Source organism: Streptoverticillium olivoreticuli subsp. olivoreticuli (genome assembly GCF_003391135.1).
Classification (GTDB): Bacteria; Actinomycetota; Actinomycetes; order Streptomycetales; family Streptomycetaceae; genus Streptomyces; species Streptomyces blastmyceticus.
Map to the genome: position 1 here is coordinate 1,830,490 of NZ_CP031455.1, position 14,720 is coordinate 1,845,209.

16 protein-coding genes and 1 pseudogene are annotated in these 14,720 nt (G+C 73.0%); 5 read left to right on the forward strand and 12 right to left on the reverse strand.

Translation table 11 applies throughout. The annotated features are described in order from the left end of the window. Positions 1-64: 64 nt before the first annotated feature. Positions 65-538 carry a redoxin domain-containing protein gene (locus tag DXZ73_RS07510; protein WP_116210232.1) on the forward strand — a complete coding sequence of 158 codons (474 nt, stop codon included), beginning with the start codon at positions 65-67 and terminating at the stop codon, positions 536-538. A 48-nt stretch (positions 539-586) separates the two neighbouring features. Here DXZ73_RS07510 and DXZ73_RS07515 read toward each other — a convergent pair whose 3' ends face one another. The 3 genes from DXZ73_RS07515 to DXZ73_RS07525 all read right to left on the reverse strand — a co-directional run bounded on the left by DXZ73_RS07515 (position 587) and on the right by DXZ73_RS07525 (position 2,614). After that, a complete protein-coding gene (locus DXZ73_RS07515; RefSeq protein ID WP_116210233.1) occupies positions 587-1,081 on the reverse strand; it encodes an NUDIX hydrolase in 495 nt (164 codons plus the stop codon). A gap of 50 nt (positions 1,082-1,131) precedes the next feature. After that, complete coding sequence (locus DXZ73_RS07520) at positions 1,132-1,737, reverse strand: hypothetical protein (RefSeq protein WP_205519127.1); 606 nt, start codon at positions 1,735-1,737, stop codon at positions 1,132-1,134. Positions 1,738-1,816: 79 nt separating this feature from the next. Then, positions 1,817-2,614, reverse strand: coding sequence for a glutamate racemase (locus DXZ73_RS07525; RefSeq protein WP_116210235.1), 798 nt, complete (start codon positions 2,612-2,614; stop codon positions 1,817-1,819). A 150-nt stretch (positions 2,615-2,764) separates the two neighbouring features. On the opposite strand from DXZ73_RS07525, the gene DXZ73_RS07530 reads away from it, so the two are divergent. Continuing rightward, positions 2,765-3,934 (forward strand): glycosyltransferase, encoded by a 1,170-nt coding sequence (locus DXZ73_RS07530; protein ID WP_116210236.1) that lies wholly within the window; start codon positions 2,765-2,767, stop codon positions 3,932-3,934. 13 nt (positions 3,935-3,947) lie between these two features. Here the strand turns inward: DXZ73_RS07530 and DXZ73_RS07535 are convergent, their stop codons facing one another. From DXZ73_RS07535 to DXZ73_RS07550, 4 genes are all read right to left on the reverse strand, one after another. Then, positions 3,948-5,252 carry a TerD family protein gene (locus DXZ73_RS07535; protein ID WP_116210237.1) on the reverse strand — a complete coding sequence of 435 codons (1,305 nt, stop codon included), beginning with the start codon at positions 5,250-5,252 and terminating at the stop codon, positions 3,948-3,950. A 70-nt stretch (positions 5,253-5,322) separates the two neighbouring features. Then, the gene (locus DXZ73_RS07540; protein WP_162890099.1) at positions 5,323-6,768 is read right to left on the reverse strand and encodes a DUF6777 domain-containing protein; all 1,446 of its coding nucleotides are present in this window, start codon (positions 6,766-6,768) and stop codon (positions 5,323-5,325) included. Positions 6,769-6,871: 103 nt separating this feature from the next. After that, complete coding sequence (locus tag DXZ73_RS07545; protein ID WP_116210239.1) at positions 6,872-8,281, reverse strand: serine/threonine-protein kinase; 1,410 nt, start codon at positions 8,279-8,281, stop codon at positions 6,872-6,874. Between the two features lie 117 nt (positions 8,282-8,398). After that, complete coding sequence (locus DXZ73_RS07550; RefSeq protein WP_116210240.1) at positions 8,399-9,163, reverse strand: DUF72 domain-containing protein; 765 nt, start codon at positions 9,161-9,163, stop codon at positions 8,399-8,401. A 54-nt stretch (positions 9,164-9,217) separates the two neighbouring features. Here DXZ73_RS07550 and DXZ73_RS07555 point away from each other — a divergent pair, with 54 nt between their 5' ends. The 3 genes and pseudogenes from DXZ73_RS07555 (at position 9,218) to DXZ73_RS07565 (ending at position 10,652) form a co-directional block, all read left to right on the forward strand. Next, a complete protein-coding gene (locus tag DXZ73_RS07555; RefSeq protein ID WP_240351258.1) occupies positions 9,218-9,628 on the forward strand; it encodes an HIT family protein in 411 nt (136 codons plus the stop codon). Between the two features lie 70 nt (positions 9,629-9,698). Then, positions 9,699-10,352, forward strand: a pseudogene (locus DXZ73_RS07560) (phosphoribosyltransferase); the annotation flags it as partial. A 30-nt stretch (positions 10,353-10,382) separates the two neighbouring features. Then, complete coding sequence (locus DXZ73_RS07565) at positions 10,383-10,652, forward strand: DUF1876 domain-containing protein (protein ID WP_116210242.1); 270 nt, start codon at positions 10,383-10,385, stop codon at positions 10,650-10,652. A gap of 74 nt (positions 10,653-10,726) precedes the next feature. On the opposite strand, the gene DXZ73_RS07570 is transcribed toward DXZ73_RS07565, so the two are convergent. The 5 genes from DXZ73_RS07570 to DXZ73_RS07590 form a co-directional block, all read right to left on the reverse strand. Then, the gene (locus DXZ73_RS07570) at positions 10,727-11,002 is read right to left on the reverse strand and encodes a Rieske (2Fe-2S) protein (RefSeq protein WP_116210243.1); all 276 of its coding nucleotides are present in this window, start codon (positions 11,000-11,002) and stop codon (positions 10,727-10,729) included. Continuing rightward, a complete protein-coding gene (locus tag DXZ73_RS07575; protein ID WP_116210244.1) occupies positions 11,003-11,833 on the reverse strand; it encodes an iron-containing redox enzyme family protein in 831 nt (276 codons plus the stop codon). Between the two features lie 97 nt (positions 11,834-11,930). Continuing rightward, on the reverse strand, positions 11,931-12,755 hold the full coding sequence (locus tag DXZ73_RS07580) for a dihydrodipicolinate synthase family protein (protein WP_205519128.1): 825 nt from the start codon (positions 12,753-12,755) through the stop codon (positions 11,931-11,933). Beyond that, positions 12,742-13,245 carry a DUF6190 family protein gene (locus tag DXZ73_RS07585; protein ID WP_116210245.1) on the reverse strand — a complete coding sequence of 168 codons (504 nt, stop codon included), beginning with the start codon at positions 13,243-13,245 and terminating at the stop codon, positions 12,742-12,744. Before DXZ73_RS07585 ends, DXZ73_RS07580 begins: the two co-directional genes overlap by 14 nt. After that, positions 13,235-14,389 carry a pyridoxal phosphate-dependent aminotransferase gene (locus tag DXZ73_RS07590; RefSeq protein ID WP_240351259.1) on the reverse strand — a complete coding sequence of 385 codons (1,155 nt, stop codon included), beginning with the start codon at positions 14,387-14,389 and terminating at the stop codon, positions 13,235-13,237. The genes DXZ73_RS07585 and DXZ73_RS07590 overlap by 11 nt, the downstream gene beginning before the upstream one ends. Positions 14,390-14,720: the final 331 nt, after the last annotated feature.

Below are 14,720 nucleotides of genomic sequence, written 5' to 3' on the forward strand. Positions count from 1 at the left end.
ACCGCGGAGGACCTCGCCACGCGCGGTATCCTCCCGCTGCCCACCCGACAGCGAGGAATCATCCATGCACATCACCGTCGAGACGACCGAAGGCCGGACGGCCGTTCCCTCCCCCGGCCACCGGTGGACAACGCTGTTCTTCATCACCGAGCCGGGCATCGGCGAGGTTCTCCCCGAGCTGGCGGGCTGCACGACCGGCCTGTGCTCGGTGCGCGACGACGCCGCCCGGTTCGCGCGGGCCGACGTCCGGGTGCTGGGCGTCAGCGCGCACGCCCCGGGCCACCTGGCCGAGTTCGCACAGGCCCGCGACCTGGGCTATCCGCTCGTCGGCGACGGCGAGCTGACGCTCGGCCGGACGCTGGGCATACCCGAGGTGCGGGCGGGCGAGCGCACGCTGTTCGCCCGCGCCGCCGTGATCCTCGACCGCGCGGGCACTGTACGGGCCGTGCTGCACCCGGTGCCCGAGCCCGAGCGCCACGCGGAACTGGTCCTGGAGAAGCTCGCGGAGCTCGAAGCCGACGAAAGTGACCGCGCCTGACCCGAGCGCGATACGGGCCCGGTTCCCGACCGCCGCGCCCGGCGCCGCTCACCAGCCCCCGTCCCGGCCCTCCCCGATCCCCTCGAACCAGGTCGGTCCGCCCGACGTGGCCTGCTTGATCCGGGACACCGCGAACTCCTCCATCGGCGGCAGGGCGTCCGGCTCGAACCAGCCGACCTCCAGCGACTCTTCGTCGTTCACGCGCGCCTCGCCGCCGACCGCGCGGGCGAGGAAGCAGACGTCCATGAACTGGCAGTGATCGCCGTTGGGGTAGGTGACGGGGGCCAGGGCCTGGACGAGGAGGACGCGTTCCGGCACGCAGTGGACGGCGGTCTCCTCGTACACCTCGCGCACCACCGCCGCGGCGGGCTGCTCACCGGGGTCGGGGATGCCGCCGATGATCGACCACTCCCCGGTGTCCGCTCGGCGGCCGAGGAGGACCCGTCCGGCGTCGTCGAGGACGATGGCGCTCACCCCGGGGATCCAGAGGAGCTGGTGGCCCGCGACGGCGCGGATGTCTGTGATGAAGTCGGGAGTCGGCATGGGTCGAGCCTAGGGGGTGTCCGGGGTGCCGTTACCCGTCGGTCCACCGGTCAGGCGGTGGCCCGGCGCCCGGCGGCCCGGCGGAGCCCGTCACGGATCACCCGCACCGCGGCCTCCGCGTCGTCCACCGTGACGGTGAAGGAGCGCCCGTCGCCCAGCCGCAGCACGAAGCCCTCGCCCCGGCGCACGACGACCGCCGTGCCCTTCTCCGGGCGCCAGCGGTAGCCCCAGCCACCCCACTGGCGGGGGGTGACCCGGGGGTCGAAGTCGGCGCCGACCACGTGGGCGAGCGGAATGCGGGTGCGGGGCACCCCGATGTGGCCGCAGCGCACTTCCAGCGCTTCGGTGTCCACCCGTACCGCCACATGGACGAACGCGAGGGTGCCGTAGAGCATCAGCAGGCCCGCGGCGACGCAGCCGACGACCGACATGACGAGAGGGGCCAGCCCCGAGGTCCACGCGCTGTCGACGGCCAGCTCGACGCCCAGCGCCAGGCAGGCTGCGCCCGCAGCGGCCAGCAGCCACTGGATCCGGTTGGTCGCACGGCCGGTCCAGACGCCGAGTTCGGTGCCGCCGTCGGCTGGGGAAGGGGTTCCGACCGCGTCCGGCTTCTCGTCGCCCTCGTGGCCCTGCGGGCCCTTGGAGTGGTCCCTCATATGACGCAGCCTACTCACCTTCCGCCACCATGGCAGGGGTGATGCGCGGACGGAACCGGATCGGGCGGCCGGAGCGCGGTCAGGGGCGTACGGCGCCGACCGCGCTCAGCGAGCGGCCCTCCGCATAGGTGAGGGAGGACGGCTCCAGGGCCGCCTCACGGCCGCTGAGCAGCACGGTGAGGGTGCCCGACGGCTCGGCGTCGGGGGCCGGCGCGGATCCGATCCGGCGCAGCGCCTGGGCGGCGACGGCCTCGGCGGACCCGTGGAGCGCGAGGGGCTCGTCCGAGGGACGCAGGAGCGGCTGAACGGCCCCACGGATACGCTCCGCGACGAGCTCGTAATGGGTGCAGCCCAGGACGACGGCCCTTACATCGCGGGGGGTGAGGGCAGCGGCGGCGGCCACGGCGGCGTCGATGCCGGCCGCGTCGGCGTGCTGGACGGCGTCGGCGAGTCCGGGGCAGGGCACCTCGGTGACCCGGACGCCGGAGGCGAAGTCACGGATCAGGCCGCGCTGGTACGGGCTGCCGGTGGTGGCCGGGGTCGCCCAGATGGCGAACGGGCCGCCGCCGACCGCGGCGGGCTTGATGGCGGGCACGGTGCCGATCACCGGGAGACCGGGCTCCAGCTCGGCGCGGATGGCGGCCAGGGCGTGCACGGAAGCGGTGTTGCAGGCGACGATCAGCGCGTCGGGGCGGTGCGCGGCGGCGGCGCGGGCGCAGTTCAGGGCCTGCGCGATGACGTCCTCGGGGGTCCGGGGGCCCCAGGGCATGGTCTCGGGGTCGGAGGAGAGGACGAGATCGGCGTCGGGCCGCAGGCGGTGCACAGCGGCGGCCGCCGCCAGGAGGCCGTTGCCGGAGTCAATGAGCGCGATCTTCACCCGGTCACTTTAATGGATGGGCCCTCCGGACCCCCTCGGCCCCCTTCAAACCCCCGTTCCCCGGCGCCGGACGGGCCCGATCGCACGGCCCGGCGGCCCGGGGCGGGGAAAGCCCTCCGGCCGGGCACGCCGTGCGGCAGACTGCGACGGATGAGCACGCTGATGTGGATCACTGTCGGTTCCCTGGCCGCGTGGGTCTGGCTGCTGCTGGGGCAAGGGCTCTTCTGGCGCACGGACGTGCGGCTCCCGTCACGTACGCCGCCCGGGGAGTGGCCGTCCGTGGCGATCGTCGTCCCCGCCCGGGACGAGGCGGAGGTGCTGCCGTCGAGCCTGCCGTCGCTGCTCGCACAGGATTATCCGGGGCGGGCGGAGATCTTCCTCGTCGACGACGGCAGCACTGACGGCACGGGCGCGCTGGCCCGCTCCCTGGCGGACGGGCGCGGCGGCCTGCCGCTGACCGTGGACTCGCCCGGGGAGCCGCCGCCGGGCTGGACCGGCAAGCTGTGGGCGGTGCGGCACGGCATGGCGCTCGCCCGTGCCCGTACGGACGCCGAGTTCCTGCTGCTGACGGACGCGGACATCGCGCACGCGCCGGACAGTCTGCGGGAGTTGGTGGCGGCGGCGCGGTCGGGCGGGCTCGACCTGGTGTCGCAGATGGCGCGGCTGCGGGTGGCGAGCTCCTGGGAGCGGCTCGTCGTCCCGGCCTTCGTGTACTTCTTCTCGCAGCTGTATCCGTTCCGGTGGGTCAACCGGCCGGGTGCGCGGACCGCGGCGGCCGCGGGCGGCTGTGTGCTGCTGCGCCGGGAGGCGGCGGAGCGGGCCGGGGTCCCGGACGCCATCCGGCAGGCGGTGATCGACGACGTGTCGCTGGCGCGGGCGGTCAAGCGCGCCGGCGGCCGGATCTGGCTGGGGCTCGCGGAGCGGGTGGACAGCGTCCGGCCGTATCCGGGGCTCGCTCCGCTGTGGCGGATGGTCTCGCGCAGCGCCTACGCGCAGCTGCGGCACAATCCGCTGCTGCTGGCTGGGACGGTCGTGGGGATGGCGGTGCTGTATCTCGCGCCGCCGGCCGCCGTGCTCGCGGGCGCGCTGACCGGCGACGCCGTGACGCTCGCGGCGGGCGCGGCCGCGTGGGCGGTGATGACCGGTACCTACGTACCGATGCTGCGCTACTACCGGCAGTCCCCCGCGCTGGCGCCGCTCCTGCCGTTCACGGGCCTGCTGTATCTGCTGATGACGGTGGATTCGGCGGTGCAGCACCACCGGGGCCGGGGCGCGGCCTGGAAGGGGCGGACGTACGCCCGCCCCGAGGCCGCGCCCTGAGCGGGCCGCGGGGTCACTTGCGGCCGGGTGTCCAGTTCATGCCCCAGCCGTAGGCGCGGTCGAGCGTGCGCTGCGGGCTGACGCCGCGGTCCGGCACGAGGTAGCGGGCCTCGCGCTGGACGACGAGGTCGCCGCCGTTGTTGGTGATGAGGGCCAGGGCGCAGACGTTGGAGGGCACGGTGCACTCGTCGAGCGAGAAGTCGACGGGCGCGCCGTGCTGCGGCTGGAGCGTGACGGTGGCGTGCAGGCCGGCGAAGCTGCGGGCGCCCTCGTAGATCGTCACGAAGATGAGGATGCGCCGGAAGTCGGCGATGTGGTCGAGGTTGACGGTCAGGTTCTCGCCGGCCTCGGACGCGCCGGTCCGGTCGTCGCCGTCGAGGTGGATGTACGGCGGCTGGTGGAGCGAGCCGAAGGAGTTGCCGAGGGCCTGGACCACGCCCTTGCGGCCGTCGCTGAGCTCGAAGAGGGCGCCGAGGTCGAGGTCCAGCCCGCTCTGCGTGGCCATCGCCATGGCCTGGCCGAGCTTCTGCTGCCAGCCTCCCTTGGCCTGCTTGCGCATCTGCCAGTTGAGGTTGACGCGCAGCGCTCCCGAGGTGCCGCCCTGCTTGGTGAGGGAGACGGTCGGGGTGTCCTTGGTGAGCGTGACCTTGGTCAGGCGCACGGGCGCGGGGGCCGGGGCCGGCGGGGCGGCGGGCGGCGGCGGGGCGACGGGCTGCACCGGCGGCGGTACGGGTGCCTGCGCGGGCGGGACGGGCCGGCCGTACGCCACGGGCGGGGCCGGGGGCGCCGGCCGGGGCTCGTCGACGGAGATGCCGAAGTCGGTGGCGAGTCCGGCGAGGCCGCTGTCGTAGCCCTGGCCGACGGCCCGGAACTTCCACTCGCCCTGGCGGCGGTAGAGCTCGCCGAGGACGAAGGCGGTCTCGACCGTGGCGTCCGAGCTGTCGAACCGGGCCAGTTCCGCGCCGTTCGCCTGGTCGAGCACGCGGATGTGCAGCCCGGGCACCTGGCCGAAGGTGCCTCCGTCGGCGGACGCGGCGAGCACGACGGTCTCGATCGCGGGCTCGACGGAGGCGAGGTCGACGGTGAGGGTGTCGGTGACGCTGTCGCCCGCCGGGCGCTTGCCCTCGTGGCGGACGGCGCCGGAGGGGTGGACGGCCTGGTTGTAGAAGACGAAGTCCGCGTCCGAACGGACCTTGCCGGTGGTCAGCAGCAGCGCGGAGGCATCGACGTCCGGTATGCCGGGGCCCGCGCGCCAGCCCAGCTCGATCCGCACGGCCGATGCCGGAATCCGGATGTTGGTGCCCTTGAGCATCGCCATGCCCCACCCCTCTGAACGGTCCCGTCGTTTCCGGCACCCAACGTACCCTGACGGCGGTTTTTCACCGGATTCACCGGTTCCCCTGATGCGACCCGTACGGGGTGGGGCCGTGCGGTTCCGCTGTCTGCCGGGGAGCCGCCGGAGGGTCGGCGGGGGCGGGTGCCCGCGCTGTCGGGTGGTACGTGGGCGCCTCCGGCTTCGCTGCGGAGGACGGCTGGGCCGGATGGGTGGGCACGGGCGCGGACGGCGGATTCTCCTTCGCAGGCGGGGACTTGGCGTGTGCCGGCGGAGGCTTGGCGTCCGTGGACGGCTCCTTGACTGCCGCCGACGGGGGCTTGGCGTGCGCCGACGGCTGCTCGGCCTCCGTCGGCGGCCGGTCGCTCTTCGCCGGCGGGGCTTTCGTCGGTGCGGCCTTCGTCGGGACCACCTCCCGTCCCGTGTCCGGCGGCCGCGAGGTGCCCGTACGGGAAGCGGTGGGCGGCACCGGCGTCGCGGGGGACCGGGACGCGCCCGTCGGCGGTGCCGTCGTCGGCCCGGTGCCGCCCGACGGCGGCTCCGTCGCCTGCGAGGGCGACCGCTCCCCGCCGGGTGTGGGCGTCCCGGCGGAGGCGCCCGGCGTGCCGGACCCCGTGGGCGTGCGCGCGCCGGAGGATTCCCCGGGCGAACCGGATCCCGCGCTGGACGGGCGTCCCTGCGAGGGCTGCTGCGTGCGGCGGGGCGGCGGGTTCCAGTGGAAGGTCGCGGAGTCCTGGTCGCCGTCCGTGCCCACTCCCCGGTCGAAGGCCTTGTCGCTCTCGAAGGGGTCGACCAGCTGGACGTTCCTGACCGGGCCCTTGTCCTCGGCCCGGGGCGTGATGACGGTGATCTCCGTGTCGCTGAAGGTCTCCCAGCGCACCCCCGTGTAGGTCGACGCCTTGAGGTCCACGTCGCGGTCCGGTTCGCCGAGCGGGTTTCCGCAGTTGCACTTGACCGCGGGCCCCGTGTAGGGGTCGTTGAGGACCGCCACGCCCTTCTGGAGCACCGACAGGTACTCCCTGGTCCTCCCGTCGCCCTGGTAGTCGTGGTTCTTGACGAGGGTGTCGTCGAGCAGGACCACTTCGGTGAGGCTGTCGATGTGCGCGGCGATGCGGTTCCGGTCGATGCCGCGTGCCTCGGCCCAGGCCGCGGCCTCGACCGGGTCCTGGGTGATCTGTTTGATCAGCAGCGCCTTGTCGCAGTGCGCGGCGCCGGGGGTGCCGCCGAAGGCGCCGCGGGCGTCCACCGGCTTCTCGCCGCCGCCCCCGGTCGGGGAGTTGACGCCCTTGAGGTCGGTGCCGGGGTTCCGCAGGAACGGGTGGTCACCGGTCACCCCCACGGCTTCCAGGGTGAGTTCGGCGACCTTCTTCTTCTGCGCCGACGTGCACCCCGCCACCGCGGCGCCGCCGAGCAGCGCGGGCACGGTGAGCAGTGAGACGACGCGCAGCCTCCTGCGCCGCAGTGCGGCGCGGCGCGCGGAGGACGTGCGCCCCGGTTCCATGAACGGAAGACTCGCGAATGAATCGGACACCAGCCGCATGAATGCACCCCCGATAGCCGGTATGAAGTGGTCCTGCGTATGTGGTCCTGCGCGGAGTGAGGCCTCACCCCGTTCCGCACGTCTGCAGCCACCCCCCGTTGCAAGGTCCGGCCGAGCTCCCGCCCGCCGGGGCCGTGGTGGCACCGGGCGAGGGGTAGGCCGACGAGCCGGCGGAGGGGGCGGGGCTGTCGTATCCCCCGCCGCCCGCGGGCCCGGAGGTCGCGCTCGACACCCCCGAGGGGGTCCGGCCGGAGTCCCCCGTGCCCCGCGCGGCGAGCACGGCGGCGGTGCCGCCGCCGATGAGCAGCAGGGCCAGCACCGAGCCGAGGAGCAGCGCGATCAGCCGCCGCCGTCCGTCCGGTGCCGGGGCGACCACCGGGTACGCGCCGCCCGCCGGATACCCCGCGCCCACCGGATGACCACCGGCGGGCGCATACCCCGCAGGTGACGGAGCGTCAGGTGCGTGCGACGGCGGGGCCGGGGAGTACGCCGGGCTGCTGTACAGCGGCACGACCGGGCCGGAGCCCGCGGTGGACAGCGACGCGTTGCCCTGGGCGGGCGGCGTGGCCGGGGGCGGCGGCTGCGGGGCGGGTGCCGCGCGCTCGGTGGGCACGTATCCCCCGCCGCTCCAGCCGGGCTGTGTGGTCATGTGCCCGGCGGCGACGGCGTCGAGCATCCGCTGTGCCTCCGCCGAGCCCATCCGGGTCCGCGGGTCCTTGCGGAGCAGACCTTCGAGCAGCGGGGTGAGCGGCCCTGCGCGCCGGGGCGGTGGCGGGTCGTCCTGGACCACGGCCTGGAGCGTGCTCAGCGGCGAGCCGCGCCGGAAGGGCGAGACGCCCTCGATCGCCGCGTACAGGGTCGCCCCGAGCGACCAGAGGTCGGACGGGGCCCCGGGGCGCTGCCCCAGCGCGCGCTCGGGGGCGAGGAAGTCGGGGGAACCGACCAGGTCACCGGTGCGGGTGAGGGTGCCGGAGCCCTCGACGAGGGCGATGCCGAAGTCGGTGAGCACCACCCTGCCGCCGGGCTCCAGCAGCACGTTCGCCGGTTTGACGTCGCGGTGCAGCACCCCGGAGGAGTGCGCGCTGCGCAGCGCCTGGAGGACCATCGAGCCGACCTTGGCGGCCTCCTTGGGCAGGAGCACGCCTTCGTGCTGGAGGACGTCGGCGAGGGAGCGGCCGCGCACCAGCTCCATGACGATCCAGGGGCGGCCGTCGTGCTCCACGACGTCGTGCACGGTGATCACGTTCGGGTGGCTGACGCGGGCGGCGGCGCGGGCCTCCTGTTCGAGGCGCGCGTAGAGGATCCGTACGTCCTGTTCCCGCAGGTGTTCGGGGGCCCGGACCTCCTTCGCGGCGACCTCCCGGTCGAGCAGTTCGTCGAAGGCGCGCCAGACCACTCCCATGCCGCCGCTGCCCAGCTGGTCCAGCAGCCGGTACCGCCCGGCGAGCAGTGGAGGTCGGTGCTCCGCGTCCATGCCGTACGCCCCCTCCCCGTACGGACGGCGCGTTCCGGGCCGTGCGCGTTCGGGCCACATCCGCTCAGACGGCGCGGCCCGCGTTCCCGTTCCCGGTGGTACGGCTTCCTGTGGGGCTCAGTCGCGCACGTCCGGCGTGCGGGTCACGGTGCGGCCGAGCGTGATGACGGCGCGGGCGAAGGCGGCGGCGTCGTGGACGGCCGCGCCGCCGGGGTCGTTGTTGAAGTAGGCGTACACATCGGCCCGGTCTGGCCACTGTTCGGCGATCCGCCGGGCCCAGCTCGTGAGCGCCTGGTGCCCGTAGCGGGGCCAGGGCCGGGCCCGGCCGCAGTGGAAGCGCGCATAGCCCCAGTCGGCCGTCCGCCACAGCGGCGTCACGGGCCGGGAGTCGTGGTCCGCCCAGCACAGCGCCGCGCCGCGCTCCTCCAGCACGGCCCGCACCTCGTCCGTCCACCACGACGGGTGGCGGGGTTCGACGGCCACCCGGACGCCTGTGGGGAAGCAGGCGAGGGCGGTGTCGAGCAGCGCGGGGTCGGCGCGGAGGGTGGGCGGCAGCTGGAGCAGTACGGGGCCGAGCCGGTCCCCGAGGCCGGCGGCGCGCCGCAGCAGCCGGTCCACCGGCTCCTCTGGGTCGTGGAGCCGCTTGATGTGGGTCAGGTAGCGGCTGGCCTTGACCGCCATCACGAAGCCGTCGGGCGTGCGGTCGCGCCAGTCGGCGAAGGTGGCGGTCTCGGGCAGGCGGTAGAAGGCGTTGTTGTTCTCGACGGTGGCGAAGTGGCGGGCGTACTCCTCCAGCCACAGGCGTTGCGGCCGGTCGGCGGGGTAGAGGCCGCCGCGCCAGTCCTTGTACTGCCATCCCGAGGTGCCGACGAACAGGGGCATGGAATGATCCTTGCCCGGGGGCACCGGATCCGCCACCAGCAAGGGTGCGATGACGTGGACTGCGCTTTCTGTGCGATCGTGGCGGGCGAGTCGGAGGCTCACCTGGTCTTCGAGGACACGGCCGCGGTGGCTTTCCTGGACGCCCGGCCGCTCTTCCCCGGGCATGTGCTGGTCGTGCCGAGGCGGCACGCCGAGACGCTCACCGATCTGCCCGTGGCGGAGGTCGGGCCGTTCTTCACCCGGGTGCAGCGCGTCGTGGGGGCGGTGGAGCGGGGCATGGGCGCCGCCGGGTCGTTCGTGGCGGCCAACAACCGGGTCAGCCAGTCCGTGCCGCATTTCCATGTGCATGTCGTGCCGCGCAATCGCAAGGACGGGCTGCGGGGGTTCTTCTGGCCGCGGACGCGCTATGCGTCGCGGGAAGCGGCGGCGGAGGTGGCGGCGAGGGTCCGGGGGGCCTTCGTCTGACAGGTGTGCGGGGCCGGGGCCCGCCATGGACTATCCGAGCGAAGCTGTCCATATTGGATATATGGCCAGCTTGAGGTTCCGCGATCGCGTGGACGCCGGCCGTCGGCTCGCCGAGCGGCTGGGGCACCTGCGCACCGCGGACGCGGTCGTGCTCGGCCTGCCCCGCGGAGGCGTTCCGGTCGCCTTCGAGGTGGCCCGGGCCCTGGCGGCCCCGCTGGATGTGATCCTCGTCCGCAAGCTCGGCGTGCCCAGCCACTCGGAGCTGGGGTTCGGTGCCATCGGCGAGGACGGCGTACGCGTCGTCCACGACAACATCGTGCGGATGAGCCGGGTGGACGAGGACGACCTCGCGGACGTGCAGCGCCGCGAGGAGGCGGAACTCGCCCGGCAGGCGGAGCGGTTCCGCGGCGGGCGGGAGCGGATCCCGCTCGCGGGTCGTACGGCGGTCGTGGTGGACGACGGCGTCGCGACGGGCGCGACCGCGGCGGCCGCGTGCCGGGTGGCGCGGGCGCAGGACGCCGCCCGGGTGGTGCTGGCGGTGCCGGTGGCCCCGCCGGACGCGGCCGAGGAGCTGCGCGCGGAGGCGGACGAGCTGGTCTGTCTCAGCGTGCCGAGCGTCTTCTTCGCGGTCGGCGAGTGGTACCAGGACTTTTCCCAGACGACGGACGAGGAGGTCGTCGATCTGCTGCGGCGGAGCAGTACGGCGCGGTCCGGCCCCGGCGCCGGACCGTGAATCGCTGGAGGTGTGATTGCCATGGAGACGATCGTCGAGTGCACCATCGATCTCGAGTTCCGTGAGGCCGGGCCGCTGACCCAGGCGGCCGCGCGGCTGCGCATGCGCGACGGCTCGGAATTCACGGCGCACGGTGTCACCAACCGTCACCCGGACGACCCGGGCCAGCAGCGGGTCGGCGAAGAGGTCGCGGCGGCCCGCGCGCTGTACGGCCTCGCCGAACAGCTGCTGGAGAAGGCGGGCGTGGACATCGAGGAACTCACCTACGAGCGCGCGCATCTGACGCACTGACAGAGCCGGAGACCGGTCGCACGGAAGCGGCACGCGCGCTTCCGCACGACCGGTCGGGCTCCGGCCGGGTTTTCTCAGTTCACCGGCTCGGGCGACCGCTCCGTGGTCTCCCGTACGCACAGCGGGGTGCGGGTGGGGCCGGTGACGGCCTCACCGGTCTCCAGGGAGAAGCTGGAGTGGTGCAGCGGGCAGGTGATCCGCAGCCGGGCGGCGTTGACATAGCCGTGGGCAAGAAATCCCTTGCGGTGCGGGCAGAGGGAATCGGCTTCGAATTCCCGCTCGCCGACGCGGATTCGGATGCGGTCCTCGCCGATCTTCTCGACCGTTACCGGTCCTGTCGTGTCCGGCATTCAGCCCACCTTCAGCGCTGAGGCGACGGCTGCCTCGGTGGCACCGCCGATGACGTCACTGGCGAGCTTGAATCCCGTCCACACCTTGGCCGGGTGGAGGTCGGCCTCGGAGTCGAACTCCCTGATGGCGAACTGGAGTTCCTTGGCGTGGAAGTTGTCGATGTGCAGGTGCTCGGTGTAGTAGCGGGCGCCGGTCAGGCCGAGCCTGGTGGCGGCGTCGGCGAAGCACTGGAACGCGTAGAGGATGCTGGATTCCAGGTAGCACAGCGCGCCGAGGAAGTATTCCGGGCGCGGAGCGCGGGCGGCGGCCCAGAAGAAGGTGTTGACGTAGGCAAACGTCTCCTCGTTGGTGCGGTCGAGGTAGTCGCCGACCTCCAGGGACATGTCCAGTTCCGTCATCAGGTCGCGGTAGATGTTGAAGTGCGCCTGGTCGAGGTTCCCGCAGCCGAATTCGTCGACGAGCACCCGGAAGACCGCCATCTTGGCCTTCTTCGGGAGCCGCCACACGATGGGCAGGAAGGACTCCGATTCGGTCAGGCCGTCCACGGCGAACTGCGCGACGACCTCCTTGAACTGCTCGCGGTCGAGGTCCTCGGCCAGGACCCGCTCGAATTCGGGCGCGTCGGCCTTCTCCGCCTCGAGCAGGGCCTTCATCTGACGGGTCAGGGCCGCCCGGTCGGCCATCCCGGGCGCGGCCGCCTCGATCTCACGGGCGCGGCCGACGATCAGCCGCTCCTCCAGGTCGAGCAGTTCCCGCAGTTCATCGGGGGTGGGTATGGAACGGTTGAGTACGAAGAGGCGGCTGCCGGCCGTACGGGTCGTGGTGGTCACGGAAGACTCCCGGCGGAAAACGGATTCACGGATACGGATGGGGCGCCGGCCCGGACGCACGGCCGGTGGGGCGGCGCGTCCGGGCCTGCGCGTCCGGTCAGTCGACGGCCAGCGCGGTGCCGATGACGCCCCGGCGGACCAGCTCCGCCTTGACGTGCAGGTACCAGTCGTCCGTCAGCAGGCGGTGGCGCTCGGACAGCTCGTCGATGCGGGCCTGCGTCTCCTCGCCCGGCCGGGCGAGCGCCGCGGCGCAGACCGAGGGTTCGAGGTTGGCCAGCGGTCCGACGAAGCCCGCCACCCCGGGCGCCCGGGTGAGCAGCTGCTCCCAGCCCTGGAAGACGGGCACCGCGGCGGCGTTCCCCAGCAGGTCCCGGGTGAACTCCGCCGATCCGCCGGAGTCCTTGACGCCGACGATGCCGGGCAGGTCGCAGACCTCACGCAGCGCGTCGATGTCCAGGGGCGCCCCGGAGACCACGTGCTCGTGGTAGACGAACACCGGCAGCGGGCTGCCGTCGAGGACCTCGGCGAAGTGGTCGACGAGCCCACGGCGCCCCCCGTCGGCGTCGGGGAACGGCGGGGGCACGACGACCGCGTCGGCACCGAGCCCGGCCGCCAGCCGGGCGCGGGCCAGGATGCCGTCCACGTCGCCGAGCGCCGCGCCGGCGAGGACGGGGGCGCCGTCCGCGTGCTCGACGGTCAGCCGCACCATGTCGGTCCACTGCTCGGGCGTGAGGGTCCAGCCCTCGCCCGTGCTGAGGGCCGGCACATAGCCGGTGACGTCGTCCCGCAGTGACCGCACCAGGCGCTCGACGCTCTCCGCGCACACCCGGCGGTGCTCGTCGACCGGGGTGACCAGGGGCACGAGCGTGCCGCGCAGGCCCTTCAGCCGCCGGACGGCCGCCGCGCGGTCAGAGCCCGCCATGGTCGGCCTCCAGGACCAGGGACCGTTCGTAGAGCTTGTCGAGCGCGTCCGGGAAGACCCCGCGCTCCGTGGCCGGTTCGGGCTCCCGCACGGAGGGTCCGAGTCCGGTCAGGGCGGTGAGCCGCGGGTTGACGGTGACCAGCCGGCCGCCGGTGGCGACGACCGAGCCGAGCAGCAGCCGGTCGCGCACCCGCAGCCCGGAGGTCTCCGCGGGGAGGGCCGCGGCGGCGGCCAGATCGGCGTCCGTGTAGGCGCGCCGGGCGATCGGCATCAGGGAGTGCAGCACATCCATGAAGGGGTAGTAGGCGTCCTGCACGTCACGCGGCAGATGCCACACGAAGTCGTCGCAGCGGCCCACTTCCTCGTAGGTCATCACGACGGGCCGGTCCAGGTGGGACGCGAAGAAGGCCGTGCAGGCCGCCCGTACGGCCGGGTCGGTGCTGTGCATCCCCATGAAGAGGGACGCGTCGAGGTAGATGTCAGACGCCATAGCCGTCCACCGCCTCTCGGAGGCGGGTGACGGAGGCGAGGAACTCGCCGGGGTCGCGGGCGAGCGCCAGACGGACATAGGACTCGCCGCGCTCGGGCTCGTTCCAGAAGAAGAAGGTGCCGGGCAGCACATAGACCTCGTGCTGCGCCAAGTGCCGCTGGAGGTCGGTCGCCTTGACGTTCCCGTCCTGGATACGGAACCAGGCCACGCTGACGTTGACGGCCGGTTCGATGTGCTCCAGAAGGCTGCCGGCGAGGGCCTTCTGCGCGGCCTCCCGGTTGCGGGTGATCACATCGCGGACCGACGCCATGCCGTCCTCGATGGAGTCCTCCACATAGCGGGAGAGGAAGTTGAGGATGAAGGGCGAGACGTCGAGCAGCACGCTGGTGTGGATGTTGTAGACGTCCTCGTAGAGGTCGCGGCTGCAGGTGAGCAGGGCGCACTTGGCATCCTGGAGCGGCCAGGTCTTGCCGGTGTCCTCCAGCGCGATGTAGCGGACCCCGGAGGCGTCGAGCAGCTCGTAGAGGTCGAAGCGGCCGAAGCGGGGGTCGGCGAGGGCGAAGGCGGCGAAGCAGAGGTCGACGATGAAGAGCTTGTCGTGGTCGACGCAGTAGCGGACGACCTCCTCGAAGCCCTTGCGGCCGTGGGAGAGAAGGCTGAACCCGGTGGGGTTGTTGGGGTCGACGAGGAAGAGCGCGTCGGTGGTGACGGACGCGGCGAGCCGCTCGTAGATGCGGTCGACGTCGTGCAGGGCGTCCTCGGGGACGGGCACCGGCTGCACACCGACGTTGTGCAGCACGTCGGGAAGGTTGTCGAAACACGGCTCGACGAGGCTGACGGTGATGTCGTGGCTCTTGAGGTACATGCCGGCGACCAGCGTCGATATGGAGGCCGCGTAGGAGAGCATGGTCGATTCGGCGCGGACGCTGTTCTGACCGTGCAGCCGGAAGAAGACCTCCTTGAATCGGTCCTCGAGATCGGCCTGCTTGGTGGCCTCGGCCTCGTACCAGAGAGCGGGCAGGGCTGCCACGATCTCCTGCTGGCCCGGGGACTGCTGCTGGTGCGTGTGGGCATCGGCGAGGTTGAAACGGGTCTTGAGTGCCTCGATCTCGTGCTGGGTGAGGTCGAGAAGCTGCTCGGTCACGGGTTCTCCTTCGCGTGCTGTGGCAGATGAGCGACAGTCAGACGCCACGGGTGCCGATGGGCTCCCGCGGTGAAGAGGCGCGCCGACGGGGTCCGGGCGGATGGCGCACGGGCCCGCGTGACGGCGGTGGGAATACGAACCGGAGGTTCCGCACGGCGACGTGCGTGGAACGAGAGCGCGCTGGTCGGAAACGCGTGGGCCGCGTGATGACGCCGGACCCGCATCCGGCCTGGCCGGAGGTCGACGGCGAAGTGGCGTGAAGCACCCGCGAATTGACCCCCGTATAACGTACGTTAACCGATGATCGATCATCGCTCAAGGTTGTTGGGAG

Coding starts and splice junctions, on each gene's coding strand:
- DXZ73_RS07510 (WP_116210232.1), top strand. CDS start 65: ATGCACATCACCGTCGAGACGACCGAAGGCCGGACGGCCGTTCCCTCC.
- DXZ73_RS07540 (WP_162890099.1), bottom strand. CDS start 6,768: ATGGAACCGGGGCGCACGTCCTCCGCGCGCCGCGCCGCACTGCGGCGC.
- DXZ73_RS07550 (WP_116210240.1), bottom strand. CDS start 9,163: ATGCCCCTGTTCGTCGGCACCTCGGGATGGCAGTACAAGGACTGGCGC.
- DXZ73_RS07565 (WP_116210242.1), top strand. CDS start 10,383: ATGGAGACGATCGTCGAGTGCACCATCGATCTCGAGTTCCGTGAGGCC.
- DXZ73_RS07570 (WP_116210243.1), bottom strand. CDS start 11,002: ATGCCGGACACGACAGGACCGGTAACGGTCGAGAAGATCGGCGAGGAC.
- DXZ73_RS07535 (WP_116210237.1), bottom strand. CDS start 5,252: ATGGCGATGCTCAAGGGCACCAACATCCGGATTCCGGCATCGGCCGTG.
- DXZ73_RS07545 (WP_116210239.1), bottom strand. CDS start 8,281: ATGGACGCGGAGCACCGACCTCCACTGCTCGCCGGGCGGTACCGGCTG.
- DXZ73_RS07530 (WP_116210236.1), top strand. CDS start 2,765: ATGAGCACGCTGATGTGGATCACTGTCGGTTCCCTGGCCGCGTGGGTC.
- DXZ73_RS07515 (WP_116210233.1), bottom strand. CDS start 1,081: ATGCCGACTCCCGACTTCATCACAGACATCCGCGCCGTCGCGGGCCAC.
- DXZ73_RS07585 (WP_116210245.1), bottom strand. CDS start 13,245: ATGGCGTCTGACATCTACCTCGACGCGTCCCTCTTCATGGGGATGCAC.
- DXZ73_RS07580 (WP_205519128.1), bottom strand. CDS start 12,755: ATGGCGGGCTCTGACCGCGCGGCGGCCGTCCGGCGGCTGAAGGGCCTG.
- DXZ73_RS07520 (WP_205519127.1), bottom strand. CDS start 1,737: ATGAGGGACCACTCCAAGGGCCCGCAGGGCCACGAGGGCGACGAGAAG.